This window comes from Acinetobacter sp. LF10 (assembly GCF_048585715.1).
GTDB lineage: Bacteria > Pseudomonadota > Gammaproteobacteria > Pseudomonadales > Moraxellaceae > Acinetobacter.
Genome location: NZ_CP184160.1, coordinates 1,051,498 through 1,073,658, shown reverse-complemented (window position 1 = coordinate 1,073,658; position 22,161 = coordinate 1,051,498). Strand labels below are relative to the sequence as shown.

The 22,161-nt window shown below is 37.8% G+C and carries 20 protein-coding genes and 2 tRNA genes; 9 read left to right on the top strand and 13 right to left on the bottom strand.

What is annotated here, in order from left to right; translation table 11 throughout:
* Positions 1-906: a LysR family transcriptional regulator OxyR gene (gene oxyR / locus ACN19N_RS05150; RefSeq protein WP_420002111.1), complete on the top strand. Its 906-nt coding sequence runs from the start codon at positions 1-3 to the stop codon at positions 904-906.
* Between the two features lie 59 nt (positions 907-965).
* Here the strand turns inward: oxyR and dusB are convergent, their stop codons facing one another.
* Positions 966-1,991: a tRNA dihydrouridine synthase DusB gene (gene dusB / locus ACN19N_RS05145; RefSeq protein WP_420002110.1), complete on the bottom strand. Its 1,026-nt coding sequence runs from the start codon at positions 1,989-1,991 to the stop codon at positions 966-968.
* 83 nt (positions 1,992-2,074) lie between these two features.
* Between dusB and ACN19N_RS05140 the strand changes: the two genes are divergently transcribed.
* On the top strand, positions 2,075-3,283 hold the full coding sequence (locus ACN19N_RS05140) for a DUF1615 domain-containing protein (protein ID WP_420002109.1): 1,209 nt from the start codon (positions 2,075-2,077) through the stop codon (positions 3,281-3,283).
* Positions 3,250-3,924: an HAD-IB family hydrolase gene (locus ACN19N_RS05135; RefSeq protein ID WP_420002108.1), complete on the top strand. Its 675-nt coding sequence runs from the start codon at positions 3,250-3,252 to the stop codon at positions 3,922-3,924. The genes ACN19N_RS05140 and ACN19N_RS05135 overlap by 34 nt, the downstream gene beginning before the upstream one ends.
* Positions 3,925-3,960: 36 nt before the next feature.
* Here ACN19N_RS05135 and proB read toward each other — a convergent pair whose 3' ends face one another.
* From proB to uvrB, 9 genes are all read right to left on the bottom strand, one after another.
* Positions 3,961-5,094 (bottom strand): glutamate 5-kinase, encoded by a 1,134-nt coding sequence (gene proB / locus ACN19N_RS05130; protein WP_004663068.1) that lies wholly within the window; start codon positions 5,092-5,094, stop codon positions 3,961-3,963.
* 15 nt (positions 5,095-5,109) lie between these two features.
* Positions 5,110-6,330 carry an Obg family GTPase CgtA gene (gene cgtA, locus ACN19N_RS05125; RefSeq protein ID WP_269228347.1) on the bottom strand — a complete coding sequence of 407 codons (1,221 nt, stop codon included), beginning with the start codon at positions 6,328-6,330 and terminating at the stop codon, positions 5,110-5,112.
* Positions 6,331-6,545: 215 nt separating this feature from the next.
* The gene (locus ACN19N_RS05120) at positions 6,546-7,226 is read right to left on the bottom strand and encodes a hypothetical protein (RefSeq protein ID WP_420002107.1); all 681 of its coding nucleotides are present in this window, start codon (positions 7,224-7,226) and stop codon (positions 6,546-6,548) included.
* Positions 7,226-7,966, bottom strand: coding sequence for an MFS transporter (locus ACN19N_RS05115; RefSeq protein WP_420002357.1), 741 nt, complete (start codon positions 7,964-7,966; stop codon positions 7,226-7,228). The genes ACN19N_RS05120 and ACN19N_RS05115 overlap by 1 nt, the downstream gene beginning before the upstream one ends.
* A gap of 131 nt (positions 7,967-8,097) precedes the next feature.
* Positions 8,098-8,565 (bottom strand): hypothetical protein, encoded by a 468-nt coding sequence (locus tag ACN19N_RS05110; RefSeq protein WP_420002106.1) that lies wholly within the window; start codon positions 8,563-8,565, stop codon positions 8,098-8,100.
* A 124-nt stretch (positions 8,566-8,689) separates the two neighbouring features.
* The gene (locus ACN19N_RS05105; RefSeq protein ID WP_269228350.1) at positions 8,690-10,147 is read right to left on the bottom strand and encodes a glyceraldehyde-3-phosphate dehydrogenase; all 1,458 of its coding nucleotides are present in this window, start codon (positions 10,145-10,147) and stop codon (positions 8,690-8,692) included.
* Between the two features lie 673 nt (positions 10,148-10,820).
* Positions 10,821-11,771: an EamA family transporter RarD gene (rarD, locus tag ACN19N_RS05100; protein ID WP_420002105.1), complete on the bottom strand. Its 951-nt coding sequence runs from the start codon at positions 11,769-11,771 to the stop codon at positions 10,821-10,823.
* A gap of 103 nt (positions 11,772-11,874) precedes the next feature.
* On the bottom strand, positions 11,875-12,459 hold the full coding sequence (locus ACN19N_RS05095) for a lipocalin family protein (protein WP_269228352.1): 585 nt from the start codon (positions 12,457-12,459) through the stop codon (positions 11,875-11,877).
* A 120-nt stretch (positions 12,460-12,579) separates the two neighbouring features.
* The gene (gene uvrB / locus ACN19N_RS05090) at positions 12,580-14,604 is read right to left on the bottom strand and encodes an excinuclease ABC subunit UvrB (RefSeq protein ID WP_269239323.1); all 2,025 of its coding nucleotides are present in this window, start codon (positions 14,602-14,604) and stop codon (positions 12,580-12,582) included.
* A gap of 256 nt (positions 14,605-14,860) precedes the next feature.
* Between uvrB and ACN19N_RS05085 the strand changes: the two genes are divergently transcribed.
* The 3 genes from ACN19N_RS05085 (at position 14,861) to ACN19N_RS05075 (ending at position 18,637) form a co-directional block, all read left to right on the top strand.
* Entirely contained in the window at positions 14,861-16,012 is a 1,152-nt protein-coding gene (locus ACN19N_RS05085) for a GGDEF domain-containing protein (protein ID WP_420002104.1), read from the top strand.
* A gap of 169 nt (positions 16,013-16,181) precedes the next feature.
* The gene (locus tag ACN19N_RS05080; RefSeq protein WP_420002103.1) at positions 16,182-16,988 is read left to right on the top strand and encodes a hypothetical protein; all 807 of its coding nucleotides are present in this window, start codon (positions 16,182-16,184) and stop codon (positions 16,986-16,988) included.
* A 275-nt stretch (positions 16,989-17,263) separates the two neighbouring features.
* On the top strand, positions 17,264-18,637 hold the full coding sequence (locus tag ACN19N_RS05075; protein ID WP_269239320.1) for a CmpA/NrtA family ABC transporter substrate-binding protein: 1,374 nt from the start codon (positions 17,264-17,266) through the stop codon (positions 18,635-18,637).
* 110 nt (positions 18,638-18,747) lie between these two features.
* Here the strand turns inward: ACN19N_RS05075 and ACN19N_RS05070 are convergent, their stop codons facing one another.
* The gene (locus ACN19N_RS05070) at positions 18,748-18,927 is read right to left on the bottom strand and encodes a hypothetical protein (protein WP_005217453.1); all 180 of its coding nucleotides are present in this window, start codon (positions 18,925-18,927) and stop codon (positions 18,748-18,750) included.
* 214 nt (positions 18,928-19,141) lie between these two features.
* Between ACN19N_RS05070 and ACN19N_RS05065 the strand changes: the two genes are divergently transcribed.
* A complete protein-coding gene (locus tag ACN19N_RS05065; protein ID WP_005157664.1) occupies positions 19,142-20,377 on the top strand; it encodes a pyridoxal phosphate-dependent aminotransferase in 1,236 nt (411 codons plus the stop codon).
* Between the two features lie 68 nt (positions 20,378-20,445).
* Here ACN19N_RS05065 and ACN19N_RS05060 read toward each other — a convergent pair whose 3' ends face one another.
* Positions 20,446-20,865 carry a GFA family protein gene (locus ACN19N_RS05060; RefSeq protein ID WP_269239319.1) on the bottom strand — a complete coding sequence of 140 codons (420 nt, stop codon included), beginning with the start codon at positions 20,863-20,865 and terminating at the stop codon, positions 20,446-20,448.
* 253 nt (positions 20,866-21,118) lie between these two features.
* The gene (locus tag ACN19N_RS05055) at positions 21,119-21,550 is read right to left on the bottom strand and encodes a hypothetical protein (RefSeq protein WP_269239318.1); all 432 of its coding nucleotides are present in this window, start codon (positions 21,548-21,550) and stop codon (positions 21,119-21,121) included.
* A gap of 235 nt (positions 21,551-21,785) precedes the next feature.
* Here ACN19N_RS05055 and ACN19N_RS05050 point away from each other — a divergent pair.
* Together ACN19N_RS05050 and ACN19N_RS05045 are read left to right on the top strand one after the other, a co-directional pair.
* Positions 21,786-21,861 (top strand) — tRNA-Asn (locus ACN19N_RS05050).
* A 200-nt stretch (positions 21,862-22,061) separates the two neighbouring features.
* Positions 22,062-22,137: transfer RNA gene (locus tag ACN19N_RS05045), tRNA-Asn, on the top strand.
* Positions 22,138-22,161: the final 24 nt, after the last annotated feature.

The window sequence follows — 22,161 nt, the reverse complement described above, 5'->3', positions numbered from 1 at the left end:
ATGGCTGCATTACCCTCATTAAGACAGCTATCGTATTTAGTTACGTTGTCAGAAACTTTACATTTTACTGAAGCTGCGCGCCGGTCATTTGTCACTCAGTCTACTTTGTCGGGTGGTATCATGGAACTAGAGCGCCTCTTAGGTGGCGTCCTAGTTGAGCGTGATCGTCAAAACGTTCGTTTAACCCCTTTAGGTGAACAAGTCGTTGCACGTGCACGAGTATTACTTGCCGATGCACAAGATTTAATGCGCCTAAGTAGAGAAATGAGTGAACCGTTAACAGGTGATTTACATCTCGGTATTATTCCTACGATTGCACCATTTATTTTGACTCAACTACTTGATGAAGTGCATCGACAACTGCCGAAGATTCAGCTTCATTTACATGAAGCTCAAAGTGAGAAAATCGTAGAAAAGCTAGAACATGGCAATTTAGATATGATTGTGCTTGCGCTCCCTTTCGATACGCGTGGGTTAAAAGTTGCTGAAGTCACAAAAGAAAACTTATTTGTTGTCTACAATAAAAATGACAAGAATGCTGAGAATGCAAACTCACTAGATGATTTGGATTTATCACGTCTGATGCTACTCGAAGAAGGTCATTGTTTACGAGATCACACCTTAAGTGCCTGCCCTGTGGGTGAGCGCAAAAATGATCATCGTTTGAAGGCAAGCTCACTTCCAACTTTAGTGGAAATGGTGTCGTCAGATCTTGGCTTTACACTGCTACCTGAAATTGCCTTGAAAAACAGCATGATTCATTTCAATGAAGAGATTGCAGTAAAATCAATTGAAGATGCCCCGAGTCGCACATTGGCTTTAGTCACTCGTAAAAGCACTCCTCTACAAAGTGAATTTGATGTGATCTTTCAAATTCTGCAAAAAATCACTGCACATTTGGAATAATTAAAAGCCTGTAATGAAACCCATTATTACAGGCTTTTAAACGAATAAAAATCACATCACTATTTAATGTCTAGTAAATTAACTTGTTCAACTTGCACATCACTCATACGCTGCCCTAGATCAAGCAATTGATCAAAATATGCCTCTACAACTTTTGCCTGATCAGCAGTATTTTCCACTTTATACATATTTTGGCGAAATTCATTACTCGAACGTAAACCTTTGGTGTACCAAGCAATATGCTTGCGTGCAATACGACAACCTGAGTATTCACCATAGAATTGATAAAGTTCAGCCAAATGTCCTAACAGTACAGTTTTCACTTCAGCAATATCAGGCGCTGCCAAGTGTTCACCTGTTTTTAAGTAATGTGCTATTTCTCTAAAGATCCAAGGTCGTCCCTGTGCTGCACGCCCAATCATAATCGCGTCTGCACCTGTATAATCTAAAACATATTTGGCTTTCTCAGGGCTATCAATATCACCATTGGCAATCAATGGAATATCAATCAATTCTTTTACCTGCTTAATCAGCTCATAACGCGCTGTGTTCAAATACATATCTTCACGCGTACGACCATGTAAGGCTAAAGCTGCAATTCCTGATTCTTCAGCACGTTTTGCCACACGCAAAATATTTTCATGTCCATTTAAAAAACCCAATCGAGTTTTTAAAGTCACAGGCACATCAACCGCAGCCACCACGGTATCTAAAATACGAGCAACCAAGTCCTCATCTTGTAACAAAGCGGAGCCTGCAAGTTTATTACAGACTTTTTTGGCTGGGCAACCCATATTAATATCAACAATTTGCGCGCCGTTAGCGGCTTGATAACGAGCAGCTTCCGCGAGTTGCTCTGGGTCAGAACCCGCGATTTGTGCTGAAATTGGCGCAAGTTCGCCATCAAAATTTGCCCGATATAAACTTTTCTTACTCATACGCAGGGTTTTATCAGCCGTCATCATTTCACTGACGGCATGACCTGCACCAAAGTATTTACACAGTGTCCTAAAGGGTCTATCCGTTACACCTGCCATAGGCGCAACAATCAAATTATTTGACAGTTGATATGAACCAATATACATATATATTCTTACAAATTCTGAGCAACATAGTATACTTCATTCGCCCATTTGACTCATCTTTATTATGTGGTGTTGTTCTGATTATGAATAAATCATTCCCTACTCGTCCTTTATTAAAAATTGTTAGCATCATTACTGCATGTCTCAGTTTATCAGCTTGTGGAGATAAAGCATGGTGGTCTAATGGTAAAGAACCAGAAATGGAAGCAGAACAGATTAAAAAGGTCATTCCTCCCCGTGTAAATGATCGTCAATCGTGGGCAAAAGATATCTTTGATATCATGCAACAACTCGATATTCCTAAAACAAAGCAGAATGTGTGCAGTATTGTTGCAGTTGTTGATCAGGAATCAAATTTTGTTGCTGACCCTGCCGTACCTGGACTTGGGGAAAAAGCAGTACAAGAGATTAATACCCGACTCAAAGAAAAATTTGAAGCAAAGTTGGGTGAAACCATCGGCGGAACAGTCGCAGGCTATTTTGAGGACGTACTCAAAAACCAACCATCTCCAGAAAATAATTACATGAGTCAAATGCGTAAAGTTAAAACCGAGCGCGAGCTGGATTTGCTCTACCGTGAGATTTTCGACTACATGTCAAAACATTATCATGTCAGTGCATTAACGGGTGCAGCGAAACTCGTTGGACAAGATATCGGGGAAAAAATGAATCCAATTACAACATTGGGTTCAATGCAAGTTCATATTAATTACGCCAAAGAACATAAACGCCAAAGTGGTAGCATTGCTGAGCTACGCAATGATCTGTATACCCAATATGGTGGATTATATTATGGTATTCATCGCTTAATGGAATATCCTGCTGATTATGACAAAGCAATCTATCGCTTTGCAGACTACAATTCTGGTGTTTACTCAAGTCGAAATGCAGCGTTTCAAAGCATGTTAAATGCGCTCACCAAGACTGAAATCAGTCTCGATGGTGATCTATTACTTTACAATAAAGATGGCGATGTGAAATCAACCCAAAGCCAAAGTGAAAAAGAGCTCATCGCTGTTTTTGCTCAAAATAATATTTTAGTGACACCACGCCAAATTCGTGATGATTTGAAAAAAGAGAAAGAGAAAAAATTTGAAGATACTCAAACTTATTTAGCTGTACAAAAGCTATATCAAAATAAAACCAAAAAAGAACCAATTTATGCAACCATGCCACAAGTCGTTATTTCAGGACCAAAACTGAGTCGTGATTACAATACAAACTGGTTTGCAAGCCGTGTAAATGGACGATATGAGACATGCATGCAAAGAGCCAAACGCATAAAACTATAAATCTTGCTTTATTTGACTTTGATGGCACGCTCTATCCTAAAGATAGTTTTACAGGGTTTATTTTCTTTACCCTATCAAAGCGTCACATTGTAAAAAAAGGCTTAATTATATTGCCTTGGATTCAAGCCTATTATTTACGCTTATATCCTGCACATGCGATGAGACCTCGATTATTTCAAACGATGTTTGAAGGTATCTCCGCCACATTTGTAGAAAATTTGGTTTATGAATATGCGCAAAAATTAATAAAACAATTAGATCCAGCTTTACTAAAACAGCTTTATCTCCATCAACAGCGTGGTGATCATATTGTTCTTGTTTCTGCATCAGTCGATTTATATTTAGCACCAATATGTGAATTGCTTAATATTGAGTTGATTTGCACCCAAACAGAAATTAAGAATGGTACTTTAACGGGTCGTTATCGCTCTCAAGATTGTAGCCGTGAACAGAAAAAATTACGGATTTTGCAACAATACAATTTAGAGGACTATCAATATATCTATGCTTATGGAAATAGCGAAGAAGATCTGGATATGTTGTCATTGGCTGACCACCCGTACATGATGGGAGAAAATAAATCACTTCCAGAATTAAAATTTGATGCCCTAAGAGTTAGTCCCAATATAGAACGAACGTAAAAAAGCTCGCCTAAGCGAGCTTTTTTATATTTGTATTTAGTAAATTGCCATGTGGTCTCGATGAATCATTTCTAAAGAACGTGCCTCACCTAAAACTTGGTAGACTTTCTCAGAAGGTAAACCCTTCACCATTTCTGCTGAACGAGAACTAAAATTCACACGACCAACAGCAATACGAGCACCATTCTTATCAACACATTCAACGACATCACCGCGATCAAAATGACCTTCAATGGCTTTCACACCAACAGGCAATAAACTACGATGCTTCAGTTTAATTGCTTCAACAGCACCATCATCTATCACTAAACGACCTGCTGTTTGCAAATGAGCTGCAAGCCATTGTTGATGAGCGGTCACACGGTCATTATCAGTTGTAAATAATGTTCCAAGCATCTCACCCGCCATTAAACGAGCCAACACATGGTCACTTTCACCACTAGCAATTAAAGTAGGACAACCAGACTTCGCCGCAAGACGTGCTGCACGAACTTTAGTCACCATGCCACCGCGACCTAAAACACCACCACCACCCGCCATTTCAAATAAAGTATCGTCTAATGCACGAACTGAAGAAAATAACTTGGCATTTGGATTACTACGCGGATCAGAATCGAACATACCTTGTTGATCCGTTAAAATGATCAACAATTCTGCTTGTACTTGACCCGCTACCATTGCAGCTAAAGTGTCATTATCACCAAAACGAATCTCATCGGTAGATACTGTATCATTTTCATTAATAACAGGAATCACACGCCAATCGATCAAGTTCTGCAAAGCATCACAAGAGTTGAGGTAACGACGGCGATCGGCAAGATCGTCATGCGTGAGTAAGACTTGTGCTGTTTGAATCCCATGTTGATCCAATACGCTTGACCACGTATGGATTAAACCCATTTGGCCAATAGCAGCACAAGCTTGCAAACTGGGTAAATCAGTGGGTCGACTCGCAAGTTTCATGCGTACCATCCCTTCTGCAACTGCACCTGAAGACACCAGAATAATCTCATGTCCAGCATTGTGTAGATCTGCAATTTGTTTCGCCCAATGCGAAATTGCATTTAAATCTAAACCTTGCCCATTTGCAGTCAGTAAAGATGATCCGATTTTAACAACGATTCGTTTACACGCATTGAGCTGACGTTGCCCATCGACCACTTCTATCATTTTTTCCTCGGTTCACTAATCACGAACGTAAATGCTTTCTACGCCGCCTTCATCCTCATCGTCATCAAAATCATCTTCATCGTCTTCTAAGCCAGCTTCACGCTGAGCCTTACGCATAGCACGATAAGCTTCTTTTGCTGCGATGGTTTGTTCACGTGTCTCAGCCTCAAGCTGCTCACGGAATGCTTTCATTTCTGCTGCATACTCAGGATCTTCAACTTCACGCTCACGCTGTTGCTCGATCTGATCCATCAAGTAATAAACAACTTCTTTCGTCCCTTCTGACATCAAACCAGAAGTTTTAAATACAGGACCTTTCCATTGCAATTCATCAAGAATATGCTGACACCACTCTTCTCTTGATTCTTCAGGAAGTTGGTCAAGTTTGTTCAAGACAAGAACCACAGGGAGCTTTGCCAAAGTTGGCGAGAATTTCACCAACTCACCCAAAATTGCTTTGGCGTTATGTGCTGGATCTGAACCATCAATCGGTTGAACATCAACAATATGCAACAGGATACGAGTACGTGCCAAATGCTTAAGGAAACGAATCCCAAGACCCGCACCTTCTGCTGCACCTTCAATTAGACCTGGAATATCAGCCATGACGAATGAACGATGACGGTCTGCATCAACCACACCAAGGTTAGGAATCATCGTGGTAAATGGATAATCCGCAACTTTTGGTTTTGCCGCACTGACTGCACGAATAAACGTTGATTTACCTGCATTTGGCATACCCAACAAGCCAACATCTGCAAGTACTTTCAACTCTAAACGTACTTCGCGGTATTCACCTTTGATACCATGCGTGCATTTACGTGGAGAACGGTTGGTTGAAGATTTAAAGTGTGTGTTACCTAAACCACCATCACCACCATTGGCAACTTTGACACGTTGACCATCGGCAACTAAGTCACCAATAATGTCACCTGATTCAGTATCGACAATGGTTGTACCCACAGGTACTTTTAAAATAACGTCTTCACCACCACGGCCTGAGCAGTTCGCACCACGACCATTTTTACCACGTTCAGCACGGAATCGACGCGTATAACGATAATCTACGAGCGTACCTGTGTCATCATCGGCTTGAATATAAACACTTCCGCCACGTCCCCCATCTCCACCATCTGGGCCACCAAAAGGGACAAATTTTTCACGGCGAAAACTGGCTACGCCATTGCCACCGTCGCCAGCCTCTACGGTTATGACTGCTTCATCAACAAAGCGCATGTGCCAATCCTCTAAATTCTTAAAAGCGGACTATTTTGCCACATTTTAATAAATTTCTCGAATAGATTTACTCAGCTCTGCATGAATTTTATTAAACAACAAATGAATTCTGTGCAAATGTTGAAGAAATTCAGTATTTAGTAAATATTACACCTCGTAATATGAAATTTAGAATTTAACCAATCACTCAAGATATAGTTCAAATATCTCAAAAATTAAGGATGCACATTCTTTAATGGCAAATCCATTTGCATATCTAAATTTGCTTTGGTCTGTTGAACCGAATTAAACATAAGCGCATTAAAAGATGAAATATTGCTCATATTAATTGCATCATTCATATAAAAATTCGTTTTAAACTCATGTTTAATCGGCAAATTTACGGATTCATCAAATGCAAAGTGAACAGGTCCATTAAATACTATTTTTACAGGAATGGTATAACTACGTTTAAGTTGAAAGGGAATATCCAATTTCACAGGCACATCTAGATTTAGGGGAAATTTTGGCAATAATTTGCTCTGATAAATTAAATCCGTCGTGGTCTGAACAGGCATCACTTCATCAACTTTTAACATCGTTTCATAATTAATGTTCACGGTAATCGGTGTTTCTACTTCAAAACTTAAGTCAGCCAAATATTTACCTTTTAAAGGCAGTTGTAAATTTCGATCAATAGCAACAGCAGTTTTTAACATCCCTTCGGATCGGACACGTAAATGTTCACCGACTTGAATTTTAGTGGCAAGCGATGCTGGCAAACGAATATCAGTTTGCTGAGCAGAAACAATCAGCGATGCTTGGATATTAAGATAAAACCAAAACAAGATTGCAACCAAAGTCGTGAGTATAACAAAGCTAATCACTAAACTCTTAATAGATTTCATCATCAGCATCATTCACCTTTAATAGGTTGCTGTGTATTAGGTACTCCTACATGCTGGTCTTCAATCCGATTTAAACGCATTGATGATAAAGGAATTTTCAGCTCTCCCTTCGCGATTTTTACTGGCAACGTATTTTTTACATCTACAGAAGCATTAAGTTCCGATGTAATCGGGACATTTAATTTTCCTTGAATTGGAATATTGGCATTTAGCTGAGCTTTCAAAGGAATATTTAAGTTTTCTTTCAAAACAGTGCGAACAGGTGCATCGAATTTTAAATGTACTTTCTGTTGTAATGGTACTTGAATATCAATTGGAACATCTAAATTTAATGGAATTGAACCTTTTAACGGTAAAGTGACATCCTGACCCAAAATCTTGACTTGAACCTTGGTGTCGATCGGTAAACTTTGATTTACTTTAATGGTTTCTTTTACAGGAATAGTCGTACTAATTGGAACTAAGTTATCGAAATAAACTCGGGGGGTGAGTGTTTGAGTTAAAGGAACATTGAGTTGCTCATCAATTGGAATTTTTGCATCAACGCGCCCATTTACATCGACATTTAAAGCATCTTTAACCTTTACGCTTACTTGTAGGGGTTCCTGTAAATCAATTGCGACATCTTGATTTTTCAATGGAATATAAATATTTAAATGTTTAAATACCCACATGGCAATATATACACCACATAAGTTTGCGACAACAATAAGAGCAAAAACTGCAAATAAACGCTTCAACTGCAACAATGACATATCCCTATCGAACTATTTTCCTATGCAGTTATTTTCATTCATTTATGTATGTTGTTCAGCCCTTATTTTGTACGATTAAGATTAATAAGGAATATTCGTGTTTTAAATATTCCCAAAGTTGGTATCTAGTTTTTTCGATCTGTCCAAGAGCAATATACAGATGTCATATTCCCCTCTTTGGTAATGTCTAAACTTACATCTGCTTTAGTTTGCTTACGCTTAAATTGAATTTTACTAAAGCTCTGTTTCGCTTTTGCGGTTGAAAGATCGAAATATAAAGCTTGATTCATTTGTTTAGCTAGATTCCCATACGAGAACTCTATCTTAGTAACGGGTACACCCCGATATTCCACATTCTTCAATGTAAATACATTACTGACTACAGCGGGCTCTTCTTCCAGTTCATGACTGACCACATAGGCTTGCAGTTTTTTAGAAATATCAGGAAATTTATATAAGTCATAATCAGGACGCACTGCACAATCTTTTTCATAACGATCTTGTAAAACTGGCGTTAAATCAAAAGTTTGAGGATTTGCCTGTACATGCATGGCAAAGCTTATTGCTAAAATAGTAAATATATATTTTTTCATTATGAAGCACATTTATTTGTTAGAAACATAATTAAACATACGGTAAATTAAAATACAATATTTTAGATATACCTAAGCATAAAAAAGGAGCTTTAAATCAGCTCCTTTTTTCAACTTTCACAAATTATGCATTTGTTTCAGCTGGAATTTTTGTATAGCTTACGCCACACATTTGTTCAGCGATACGCAATACTTGGCAGCTATAACCCACTTCGTTATCGTACCAAACATACGCTGTTAAACGTGTACCAGAAGTGATTGTTGCTTGCGCATCAAACACACCTGCAGTGCGTGAACCAATAAAGTCACTTGATACAACTTCAGTCGAGTTTGTATAACCAATTTGACCTTGTAGGCTAGAATTAATCGAGATTTGACGAATGTATTCATTCACTTCTTCACGATCAACTTCTTTCTCTAAATTTAAGTTCAAGATCGCAAGTGAAACGTTTGGTGTAGGAACACGTACAGAGTTACCTGTTAACTTACCTTTAAGACCTGGTAATGCTTTCGCAACCGCTTTTGCAGCACCAGTTTCAGTGATAACCATGTTCAATGTCGCAGCACGACCACGGCGATCAGCTTTGTGATAGTTATCAATTAAGTTTTGGTCGTTTGTGAATGAGTGAACTGTTTCAACATGACCATTTAATACTTTGTATTTGTCGTCTAAAACTTTTAATACAGGTGTAATTGCGTTTGTAGTACAGCTTGCAGCAGAGATGATTTTGTCTTCATCTAGGATATCTGTATTGTTTACGCCGTATACAACGTTCTTCATCTCGCCTTTACTTGGTGCAGTCAAGACTACACGTGCAATACCTGCACATTTCAAGTGTTGGCTTAAACCTTCAGCATCACGCCATTTACCTGTATTGTCGATAAGAAGCGCATTTTCAATACCGTAAGCTGTGTAATCCACTTCGCTTGGGCTTGAAGCATAGATCACTTTAATGAATTGACCATTTGCAATGATTGCTTCATTTTCTTCATCAACAGAAATCGTACCGTCAAAAGTACCGTGGATAGAGTCACGGCGTAATAATGAAGCACGTTTCGCCAAGTCACCGTCAGATGATTTACGAACTACAATCGCTTTAAGGCTTAAACCACGACCTAAACCAGATTGGCTGATGATTAAGCGCGCTAAGATACGACCGATACGACCAAAACCGTAAAGAACAACATCTTTAGGTTGTTCTGCTTTAGCTTTACCTTCAATTGATTCAACTGCTTTTGCAACAAAAGCGTCTACATCACCACCTTGGTTTTTATATTCAACAGCAAGTTTACCGATGTCTACTTCAGCAGAACCAATGTTTTCAATTTTCATTAATGCTTCCAAAATTGGGAAGGTATGAACAACTGAAAGTTCTACATCAAGCATACGTGTACGGCGATGTGATTTTAAAATTTGAATCACTGAACGGTTTATTAAAGAACGACCGTAAACAGAAACAACAATATTTTTCTCACGGTATAATTGACCAATCAAAGCAATCATGCGTTCCGCGATTTCTTCACGGTTTTTCCAACGACCTTGATGTTCTGCGTGTAGGGCAACGATAGTGTCTTTGCTCACAGTTACGTCCTCAAATTTAATATCTATACTGGGCGTGAATTTTTAAAACGCCATAATTGTAATGGAATTATCATCAAGATTGAATCAAAAGCTGTTAATTGAGCTAAGATTTTGTCCTAATTGACTATAAATTCATAAAATACCTATAATTATTTTTGTGATTTTAGGTAAACCCTTTTGCAATCATCTAAATACATACTGTTTGTTTAACTTTAATAACAGTTTTACTGATAACTTAACGCTATCGTTATTTGCTTCAAACAGTATGCTAAAAATAAGCAAAAACGGAAGTAATACATGACAAATCATTTAACGAGAAAAATCGTATAAACTAATGTAAAAACATGAAATAAAAAGAATAAAGTATTTATAATAATCTCTAATTACCTACAACACATAAACAGCTAAAATGAATTTTAAATTATGGTTATTACTCATCAGCATCCCCCTTGCTTGCGAAGTATCGATGGGTTTTATTGGCATGATCGGACTAGTTCTGACAAATATCGTCTATTTCCCTATTTCTTGGCTTGGAGAACCATTCTTCAATTGTAATGGTGAAGTTGGTTGCCTACCTAAAGAATATGGTCGTATCTTAATGTTTTTACTCATAAACTTAAGCTATTATTTATATTCAAAATTAAAGCAAGAAAAACCAGTTTAACTGGTTTATTCAGCGCCCAATCTCTTCATCATCGCCTAAATGTTTGGAATATTGTTTGATATTCAACTCCAACTGTTGTTTTCGTTGTCTTTGTTTTAAGAGGTGTAATGCACCTTCTATCACCAACACCAATACGGCCAACCAAATAGGAATATAGGTCAACCATTCACCCTCACCAATTTTTTCACCAAGCACCAATGCGGCCAATGCCAATAAAACGGGTTCTAAATAGCCCAATAAGCCAAAAATAATCAGCGGCAAATAGCGACTCGCTAAAATATAACTTCCTAGGCCAATCGCACTCAACAAACCTAAACCTAGAACGACAACTCCCAAACTAGGATGCTCTAGAAACTTTAAATACGGTGTATCCCCAGTTTGAGTGAAGAAAATCGCAATTGGTAGGATCAGCAATAAATCCCACCAAAAACCACCTAAGTGGTCCGTTTGAATTTTTTTACGAAGAATGAAATAAGCTGCATAGCCTAAAGCGACAAAAGCCGTCTCCCATGCGATTGTCCCTAAACGCCAAATCTCATGTCCAACACCAAATACTGCCAGAAATACGGCGAGATACTGAAACTTGGAAAGCTTTTCTCCATATAAAAAGCTTCCAGCAAGCACAAGAACCAAAGGCAACAGAAAATACCCCAAAGAGACTTGTAACCCACGACCATGCATAGGTCCCCATAAAAACAACCATAATTGTGCTGAGGTCAGTACGGAAGTGATCATTAGAAACACTAATAAACTAGGCTTTGCTATGATTCGATTAAATATGGTTTTGATATGAGTCAAGTCACCACTAAACCACATAAATAAAGTCAAAAATGGAATTGTGGCAATAATTCGCCACCCAAAAGTTTGTTCACTATCTAATGCACCCAGTAATTGAGTGTAAAAATACAGAATCCCAAAGGTAACAGAAGCCAAAACTGAATAAGCGATGCCTTTTAACATTTTGACCTCAGAAGCATTTGGGACGTATCTTAAAAACGTGAATTATCCACTATATAAAAATAAAAAAACCATGCATGCATGGTTTCCAACAAGTATAACTGATTTAACGATGTTCAGGGTAAATCACATCACGGATATCATAGCCTAATGATTTAGCATAATTTAAATATTCATGAACTGTTTCTTTCTTAGGATTAGGCGTTCTAGAAAGCACCCATAAATATTTACGGCTCGGTTCTCCAACCAATACTGTTTGATAATCTTCATCAAGCTTTAAAACCCAGTAATCTCCGCGTGCAACAGGAATCCAACGCACGCCTTCAGGTAAAAAGCTCACTCTTAATTTGGTGTTAAAAGGCGCATTCGCAACAAACGCCTCACCTAAACTGCGTTGTAAATTACCTTCACTGTCATAACATTTGTTATCAACAACAATATTGCCATTTTCGTTTAACGTATAAGTTGCTGTCACGTTATAAGCGCATTTACGCTCAAAAAACATTGGCTTACGAGCAACTTCATACCAAACACCTAAATATTTATCCAGTTCTACTTTTTCAACTGTAGGTAAAGACTTTGATTGTGCATAAGCAATCGTTCCTACAGCCAGTCCAGTTAAGACCACTCCACCAATTGCAATTTTTGTTAAACGCCAACTTGCTTTAGGGAAATTCTTAATTAACGGCATGGGAAATCCTCAAAACAGAAATTTGTTATCAATAGTCATATATTTAGCTTTTCAACATAGCCTATTTTATAAACAAAGATTGTTGCGATATGTATCCCTCTTGAGGATTTCTCTGCTAGATTACGATTGCAACATATATGCTTTTAAACGCACGATTTCATCTCGCAATCTTGCTGCCTGCTCAAACTGAAGCTCTTTTGAAGCTTTTAACATTTCTTTTTCAAGCTTGGTAATATGCTTGGCAAATAACTTTGGATCAGATAACAAATGCTGTTCGTCGGCACTGATACTCTGCGCTTGCTCTAACACTTTTTCATCAATTTCATCATCACTGAGCACTTCACCCGTATCTATTTCTTTAATTGCTTGGCGCACTGCACTACGTGGCGTAATACCATGAAGCTGATTAAATTCGATCTGCTTATTACGGCGACGATCTGTTTCATCCATCGCTTTACGCATCGAATCAGTAATACGATCTGCATATAAAATCGCTTTACCTTTCACATTACGTGCTGCACGACCAATGGTTTGAATCAATGAACGTTCTGAACGCAAGAAACCTTCTTTATCCGCATCTAAGATTGCAACCAAAGATACTTCTGGCATATCTAGACCTTCCCGCAGTAGGTTAATCCCCACCAGAACATCATGCACACCAGTACGTAATTCGTGAATAATTTTGACGCGCTCAACAGTATCAATATCAGAGTGCAGATACGCCACTTTAACCCCGTATTCTTTCAAGTATGAGGTTAAATCTTCTGCCATGCGTTTAGTCAAAGTTGTCACCAGGACACGTTCATTTAAATGCTTACGAATATTAATCTCTGACAGCACATCATCGACTTGTGTAAGCACTGGACGTACTTCAATTTCAGGATCAATCAAGCCTGTTGGACGAACCACCTGCTCAACGATTTGCTCTGACTTTTCCAGTTCATAATGTGCAGGCGTTGCACTCACAAAAACCGTGGTCGGAACAATTCGCTCCCACTCTTCAAATTTCATTGGACGGTTATCCAAAGCACTGGGTAAGCGGAAACCATAATTCACTAAGTTTTCTTTACGTGAACGGTCACCTTTATACATCGCACCAATTTGAGGAACTGTCACATGCGATTCATCAATAATCAGCAATGCATCTTCAGGGATATAATCAAATAAAGTAGGCGGCGCTTCGCCTGCTGTGCGGCCTGAAAGATGGCGAGAGTAGTTTTCAATCCCATTGGTATAACCCAACTGTTGCATCATCTCTAAATCATAACGGGTACGCTGTTCAATACGTTGTGCTTCCAGTAATTTGTCATGCTCTTTGAAGAATTTAAGCTGATCTTTCAATTCGTCTTTAATGGTATCAATCGCGCGGGTTAAATGATCTTTCGGGGTCACATAATGACTCTTTGGATAAATCGTCACACGTGGTACTTTACGCACCAACTTTCCTGTCAATGGGTCAAACCAACGAATCGAATCAACCTCATCATCGAATAATTCAACTCGAATCGCATCTTTATCAGACTCGGCAGGGAAAATATCAATGATTTCTCCACGAATACGATAAGTACCACGCAAGAACTCCAATTCATTACGGGTATATTGCATTTCCACCAAACGGCGAATGATCTCATCACGGCTAACGCGATCGCCTTGCACAATATGCAACAGCATTTGCATATAGGCATTCGGATCACCCAAACCATAAATCGCAGAAACTGAAGCGACAATAATGGCATCACGACGCTCTAATAAAGCACGCGTTGCAGAAAGACGCATTTGGTCAATGTGGTCGTTGATTGCTGAGTCTTTTTCGATAAAGGTATCGGATGACGGCACATAGGCTTCTGGTTGATAGTAATCGTAATAACTGACGAAATATTCAACCGCATTATTCGGAAAAAAAGCTTTGAACTCACCATAAAGCTGTGCAGCAAGCGTTTTGTTATGCGCCATGACAATCGTTGGACGCTGTGTTTGTGCAATCACATTCGCCATCGTATAGGTTTTACCAGAACCCGTCACTCCAAGTAGTAACTGATTACGAAGACCATGCTCAATGCCATTAACTAACTTCTTAATCGCTTGTGGTTGATCACCAGCAGGTTGATAATTGGTGACTAACTCAAAAGGTTGGTTTTCGCTCACAAGAATACCCTTTTCAATCGATGCCTTATTGATGGAGGCAATTGACTCAATTTACAATCACTTTTATGTATTTCACTATAAAATATTATGCCAATCGTAAATACATATAAATTATTTACCAATGAATAAAAAAATATGAGCAAGCTAGAGTTTTTACTCAATTATTTTGATATTTTCGATTAAGTGTGTTGAATTCATATATAAAAGCACATTAATCTACACCTTTCAAAAATATCAAGAATTTAGAAAAATTGCTGTGAATTCACTCAATGCGCAATATTTTATATTAATTGTCCCCAGTTGCCTGTTTTTTATTGGTTTGGCATTTACTTGCTGCCGTCTTTTTTTTAAGGCTGATATTTTTTTATTATGGATTGGATTGGCATATACCATTCCCTCTATTGCATTGTTTGCGCAATGCCTAATGTCCAATCCGCAACTCACACTTGCTGCACCTTTTACTGCTATTCTTTACTTGCTAGGTAGTTGGCTTGGCGCATATGCAATTAGTTTAAAACTAAATACAGTATTCCAACATAAGCTAGCTTTTTGGATTATTTTTTTTGCGGTTTTAGCATTAACCTACTATTCATATGTTGAACCGCAAATTTGGTTTCGCCTGATTATTCTTAATTTAGCACTAGGTAGTGTTGGATTACTCGTTATTCCTGCACTTTTCCATCAACTACCCAAAAGCCAATCATTTGATCGTTGGGTGCTGATTTTTTATTTTATTAATGTGCTTTACTCATTCATCAGAGCCATAATCAATTTTCTATTTCTAGAACATATCGATCATAACCATGTCACGTTGACTTCGTCTTCATGGTGGTTACTAGGTATGTCAATCAATATCATCTTGAATATTTTATTTGCAATTGTACTAAGTGGCTGTGCGATTAAAGATGTCATTCATCACCTCAATAATGACCGTTTGCACGACCCACTCACCCACTTATTGAATCGTCGTGGTTTCTTTGAAAGAAGTGCATCCTTGTCATTTACCTCACAATCATATTTTCTCGTGAGTCTCGATCTGGATCATTTTAAAAGCATTAATGATACTTGGGGACATTATATTGGCGATCAGATTTTACATGGTGTTAGCCAAATGATGCTGAAAGATAAACAAGCCGAAGATCTTATCGCTCGTTTTGGTGGTGAAGAGTTTATTTGTTTATTCATCGCAGAAAATGCTGCTACTGCCCTGATGCGCATCGAACATTATAAGACATTGCTAGAACAGACAACTTTTACGAATTATCAAATTAAAATGACAGCAAGTTATGGTCTAACCCATATTCATAATGTGTATGATATTGAATATGCATTACAACGTGCAGATGATTTACTCTATCAAGCAAAAACCAATGGTCGAAATCAAATCTCTTTTGATTTAATGCTCTAATTTACAAGCTCATAGCTAAATCAATGCGCTCTCTATCCATTTAAGTTCCATCTACAATAAAATCGCTCGTGTAATCAAGAAATAACGATAAGAAAAATCTAAAGCACTATTGACCCCTTATTCAATCGGTTGCAACATGAGATCAATATACATTTGAATGATAAAAAATATGTCTTATCAATATCACGATGAAACTATTGTCACTGAACTTCCTGAAGATACAGTATTTGTTTTTGGTAGTAATCTAGCTGGAATACATGATAGTGGCGCCGCACGTGTCGCGGCACAACATTTCGCAGCAGTTAACGGTGTCGGACGAGGTTGGGCTGGGCAAAGTTTTGCTATTCCAACTTTAAATGAACATATCCAACAAATGCCACTTTCTCAAATTGAGCACTATGTCGATGATTTTAAAATTTATGCTAAAAATCATCCTAAAGTGAAATATTTTTTAACGGCACTCGGTTGTGGCATTGCGGGTTATAAAGTTTCTGAAATTGCCCCTTTATTCAAAGGAATTCATTCGAATGTGATTTTTCCAGAATCCTTTCGACCTTACATCGAGGACGATGCTGTTTCACAATTTCCAGATCTGACTGCCAAAATGGTGCATAGCTTTATCTGTGATGAAGTCATTTTTTATTTTAATCATGGGTATGAATCTTTTGAAGAAGCTTTAGAACAAACAAAACTAAGCCCTTCAGAAAAAGCCATCGCGTTAATAGTACTTAATGAAGAACTTTATCCGCGTGATCGTTATGGAAGAGGCCGTGAATATGAAATTAACGATATATTAGCCAAATTGAATGGCAAAATATTTGATTTTCATGATAATTCTGAAGGTCCAATGATCTTTGTTAGTGCAATTATTGCATTAATGGAGCTCTATGATTTCGATGAGCAAGACTTTATTGCTTTATGGCAGGGCAAAAGTATTATTAAGCATCCTGTTCATCGCACCTTAAAAAAACATTAACTCACTCGATGATGAATCAGGTTTTATCTTTCAAGCATAAAACTTGATTCTTCCCATAATTACAATTTGGTTACAACATCCAAAATCCACAAAAAATAAATTATAAGATAATGATATTTAATAAAAAACAAATAAAAATCACCATAAAAGTCGCAAACACCAAAATCCATACAAGTGTATAAAATTAAAGTAATCTCAATGACTTACATAAAATAACAATAATGGTATGTTTTTTGCTCTGTATCTATTGATGTTTATTATTGACGGGGAATTAAATGAGAAAAGTATTTTTTAATAAGGCATTCATCATATCTTATATGGCGAGCCTTCTTTTATTAGTCACTGGCTGCCATCCATCCCCTGATAGTAACGCAGCTCAATCAACCACAGAAAAAACGGCGCTAAAAATTGGTTTTGTTAAACTAACAGATATGGCACCTTTAGCCGTTGCTGTTGAGAAAGGTTTTTTTAAAGACGAAGGGCTATCAGTCCAACTCGAAGTACAACCCAACTGGAAGCTATTATATACACGTGTACAAAAAGGTGAATTAGACGGCGCGCAAATGCTTGCTGCGATGCCACTTGCGTCCATGACTGCAACACCAAGCGGTACAGAAATTATCACGCCATTTACCATGTCTTACAATGGTGCAGGGATCACCATTTCAAATGCGATATGGTCGGAAATGAAAAATAATATTCCTCTAGAAGACGGTAAACCGCAGCATCCGATTAGTGCATCGGCGCTTAAACCGATTGTGGATCAATACAAACAAAAGCATAAGCCTTTTAATTTAGGCATAACTTTTCCAACAGGCACACACAATTATATGTTGCGCTATTGGTTAGCCGCTGGCGGTATCAATCCAGGTATGTATGATCCAAATAAAAATGATTTGAGTGGTAATATCGGTGCCGACGTAACCCTTTCCGTTGTACCACCACCAGAAATGATGGCAAAAATGGTAACAGGAACAACCTTAGGATACTCAGTCGGTGAACCATGGAATCAAAAAGCAGTGAAAAAAGGCTTTGGTGTTCCTGTCATTACATCTGATGTGTTATGGGATAATGGTGCTGATAAAGTATTTGGAGTTACAGCATCGTTTGCAGAACAAAATCCAAATACCACAGTAAAAGTTGTAAAAGCACTCATTCGTGCATCAAGTTGGTTAGATGAAAATGATCGTATCAACCGCAAAGAAGCCGCTAAGATAATTTCTCAACCCAATTATACTGGTGTCGATGAAGATATTATTTTAAATAGCATGACGGGTGTTTTTGAATACGAAAAAGGAGATATTCGTCCTTTAAAATCATTTAATACCTTCTTTACAGGACAGTACGGTATTCCTTACTATTCAGATGCAATTTGGTGGTTAACTCAAATGCGCCGTTGGGGACAAATTGCGGAGACTAAACCGAATAATTGGTACCTTGAAACCGCTCAGAAAGCCTATCGCCCAGACATCTACACAAAGGCTGCAAATAGTTTAATCGCTGAAGGCAAAATGAAAAAAGAACAATTTCCAAACCTTGCAACAGCAACATTCATAAAACCACCACAAACCAGTCGTTTAGATGGAGTTGTGTTTGATGCCAATAAACCAACCGCATTTTTAGCAGCGTTTAAGATTGGTAATAAATAAAAATTAATCAAATAAAAAAAAGCCAATGATACGTTTATATAAACATGACATTGGCTTTTTTATCGACTCATCTTTTAGGAAGCTACTGCGAAAGTATGCTCCATCAAAAACTATCGTTTCCCCATCGAACGACGTGTACCACGCGGTGGCATCCAAGTACGATCTGCATATTGCTCAGGTTTTGGTCGCACCTGATTATGCGTAGCATCCTCAGAGTCATCCTGAGTAGATGGCATAGGGAAAGGTAATTTGACTAAAGCTTTCTTGGCTTTAGGTTGTTGCGCAGTCATTGAAATTCTCTCGAAATTTAAATTTCTAGCGCCTATTGTAATAGATTTTTATTATTTTGCTAAAAATAAAATATGTAAAAAAGTACTGTACGATCTAAACCTATAATTTGGTAACTTTTTATTCAATCAAGGTAAGTTTCAGCCACAAATAAATCGATTTAAGCTAAAATGAGCTGCTTTTTTATTTTCTAATCCCATAAGAAGGAATAATGCCGTGGACGTACGTCTCTCTGATCGTGTCAATGCTATCAAACCGTCCCCTACACTTGCAGTAACCAACAAAGCCGCTGAGCTTAAAGCTGCTGGTAAAAACGTGATTGGTTTAGGTGCAGGCGAACCAGACTTTGATACCCCTCAACATATCAAAGATGCTGCAATTGAAGCGATTAATAAAGGCTTTACAAAATACACAGCTGTAGACGGTACTCCGAGCTTAAAAAAAGCAATTATCGCAAAATTAAAACGTGATAATAACTTAGACTACCAACCTAACCAGATTTTAGTATCTTGTGGTGGTAAACAAAGTTTCTTTAACTTGGCACTTGCTTTGTTAAACAAGGGTGATGAAGTAATCATTCCTGCACCATTCTGGGTAAGCTATCCAGATATGGTAATTATTGCTGAAGGTACGCCTGTTATTGTGAAATGTGGTGAAGAACAACGCTTCAAAATCACACCAGAACAATTGGAAGCTGCTATTACACCAAATACACGTTTACTTGTATTAAACAGCCCTTCTAACCCAACAGGTATGATTTATACTAAAGCTGAATTAGAAGCTTTGGCTGAGGTACTTCGTCGTCATCCACAAGTATTAATTGCTTCTGACGACATGTACGAACCAATTCGTTGGGAAGATGAGTTCTATAACATCGCAACAATTGCACCTGACTTATATGATCGTACAATTGTTCTTAACGGCGTATCAAAGGCGTATGCAATGACAGGTTGGCGTATTGGTTACGCTGCTGGTCCCGCAAAACTCATTGGTGCGATGAAAAACATCCAATCTCAATCAACATCTAACCCAACGTCAATTTCACAAGTTGCGGCTGAAGCGGCATTAAATGGCCCACAAGATGTATTAAAACCAATGATTGAAGCGTTTAAACGCCGTCATGACTTAGTTGTAAATGGTTTAAACGAAATCAACGGTATCTCTTGCTTACCTGCTGATGGCGCATTCTATGCCTATGCAAACATCCGTCCATTGATTCGTGCCAAAGGTTTAAAATCTTGCACAGAATTCTCTGAATGGTTGCTTGAAGAAACTGGTGTAGCTGTTGTACCCGGTGATGCTTTTGGTTTAGGTGGTTTTATGCGTATTTCTTATGCAACTGCTGATGATGTATTAGTTGATGCTTTAGCGCGTATTAAAAAAGCAGCAGACTCAATTGATGGTGTTGATGCCGCAATTGCTTCGATTGCAGCAGAAAAAGCCGCTCAATAATCTGAGTTGCGATACAAAGAAGCTTCTTAATGAAGCTTCTTTTTTTTCTTTATGAATCAGCTAAAAATTTATTCTTTTGCTTCTGCATTAAATAAAGCAACTACATCAGCTTCAGTCATCTTTTTCGTTGCATTTTGAAATGCGTAAAACTCAGGCTTACTATCAATATAGATTTCCAAATCAAAATTCAAATCTTGAGGTGACTGATTCAATGCAAAAGCATTAATATTGCAATAATTCTGATCTTTAGTGCGCCAAAATAAATTTGTGCCACAAGCATTACAGAACCCACGCTCGCCCCAAGCCGATGAATTATAGATAGAGAGATGGTCTTGTTTTAAAAATTTTAAGCTGCCCTGTTTCACATCAATCGTCATAATCACACCACTGGTCTGTCGACGACAAATTGAGCAATGACAAGCATGTACGTCATGATTGCTTAATTCAACTTCAAATGTGGTTTCACCACAAACACATTGTCCTTTCATTATAAACTTACCTTTTATTCAAAATTGTTATCAATTAATTTTAGAAGAAAATAAAAAAACATTGAATTTAATAATTTCTGCAACACAATCTTATATTCATAAGATACTTCAAAATAGTTTATTTGCTTTTACTTGACATACATCAGCTTCATTTAGATTGATACAAAAATAAGGGCGATAATATTAAAAATTATACAGTGACATACATATACGCCCTTTAATTTTATGCTGTAGATTTATGCTTACTATGATTTCATGCAATCGCTTTATTTTCATGAAAGTTTTTTGGTCGTGAGCATAAGTGACTGAAAACAGCATATTGCCAAATACTCTTCACTTGTACAGCTACAATTTTATTTTCTGCAACTGACCAAGCCAATGCAGTATTTGCACCCAAAATAAGCTCACCACCGAGCTGAAATAAGTACAAAGGGAAATGCTCATTCACCGTTAATACATTTTTCTGCGTCAATAAATTTTTAGCGTTTTGGATTTTCCATTTATCACCAAACCAAAGTTGCAATAAATCGCCTAGAAATAAAACCTGTTGCTTAAATGGAAATGTATTTAAAAAACAGTTTTCAACTGATGTGTAATACCGCTGAGGATCTTCAATGATTTCAAGATAATGATCTTGATAAAAAGATAAATTTGAAAAAATAGATTGAATGCTAAGAATAGTCATTTTGACCTCCGATTTAGCCATTTTAGTGCTGGCAAGTTGGGTTAAATCCACACGGTCTAGATAAAAATCTAAACACTTTTCTGTTTCGAATCTAACAACAGCTTGATCAAAGTTCAAGTTATTTTTCCGATTTCGCCCCAATTGTGCAAATAAAAAGCATACAGTGAAAAAATGAAAGAAACATGACACTTTTAGCTTGACCGATTTTAAAAGCTGCCTATAATGGCATTCAGATTCTCCCATAGCTCAGTCGGTAGAGCGACGGACTGTTAATCCGCAGGTCCCTGGTTCGAGCCCAGGTGGGAGAGCCAAATTCAAAGAAGCCTATATCCAATATGATATGGGCTTTTTTATTGACCGAAATTCCCTCTAGCTCCTACTAAAAACAAAGTATCCTATCCATTAAATTTATAAAAATGCTGATAAAAAGTACAATCAAATCAATATTTAAATTTTTTGTTATTCAGCTCTTGACCACACTCCTATTCATGCATAGAATGCCTATCCAGATTCTCCCATAGCTCAGTCGGTAGAGCGACGGACTGTTAATCCGCAGGTCCCTGGTTCGAGCCCAGGTGGGAGAGCCAAAATTCTAAAAACCCACTCTTATT

What these genes read in the sequence shown, in the direction of transcription:
- ACN19N_RS05135 (WP_420002108.1), top strand. Translation starts at nt 3,250, where the DNA reads ATGCATGCAAAGAGCCAAACGCATAAAACTATAAATCTTGCTTTATTT.
- ACN19N_RS05140 (WP_420002109.1), top strand. Translation starts at nt 2,075, where the DNA reads ATGAATAAATCATTCCCTACTCGTCCTTTATTAAAAATTGTTAGCATC.
- rarD (WP_420002105.1), bottom strand. Translation starts at nt 11,771, where the DNA reads ATGTTAAAAGGCATCGCTTATTCAGTTTTGGCTTCTGTTACCTTTGGG.
- proB (WP_004663068.1), bottom strand. Translation starts at nt 5,094, where the DNA reads ATGATAGAAGTGGTCGATGGGCAACGTCAGCTCAATGCGTGTAAACGA.
- ACN19N_RS05060 (WP_269239319.1), bottom strand. Translation starts at nt 20,865, where the DNA reads ATGAAAGGACAATGTGTTTGTGGTGAAACCACATTTGAAGTTGAATTA.
- oxyR (WP_420002111.1), top strand. Translation starts at nt 1, where the DNA reads ATGGCTGCATTACCCTCATTAAGACAGCTATCGTATTTAGTTACGTTG.
- ACN19N_RS05110 (WP_420002106.1), bottom strand. Translation starts at nt 8,565, where the DNA reads ATGAAAAAATATATATTTACTATTTTAGCAATAAGCTTTGCCATGCAT.
- ACN19N_RS05075 (WP_269239320.1), top strand. Translation starts at nt 17,264, where the DNA reads ATGAGAAAAGTATTTTTTAATAAGGCATTCATCATATCTTATATGGCG.
- ACN19N_RS05055 (WP_269239318.1), bottom strand. Translation starts at nt 21,550, where the DNA reads ATGACTATTCTTAGCATTCAATCTATTTTTTCAAATTTATCTTTTTAT.
- ACN19N_RS05120 (WP_420002107.1), bottom strand. Translation starts at nt 7,226, where the DNA reads ATGCTGATGATGAAATCTATTAAGAGTTTAGTGATTAGCTTTGTTATA.
- dusB (WP_420002110.1), bottom strand. Translation starts at nt 1,991, where the DNA reads ATGTATATTGGTTCATATCAACTGTCAAATAATTTGATTGTTGCGCCT.
- ACN19N_RS05080 (WP_420002103.1), top strand. Translation starts at nt 16,182, where the DNA reads ATGTCTTATCAATATCACGATGAAACTATTGTCACTGAACTTCCTGAA.
- ACN19N_RS05095 (WP_269228352.1), bottom strand. Translation starts at nt 12,459, where the DNA reads ATGCCGTTAATTAAGAATTTCCCTAAAGCAAGTTGGCGTTTAACAAAA.
- ACN19N_RS05070 (WP_005217453.1), bottom strand. Translation starts at nt 18,927, where the DNA reads ATGACTGCGCAACAACCTAAAGCCAAGAAAGCTTTAGTCAAATTACCT.
- cgtA (WP_269228347.1), bottom strand. Translation starts at nt 6,330, where the DNA reads ATGCGCTTTGTTGATGAAGCAGTCATAACCGTAGAGGCTGGCGACGGT.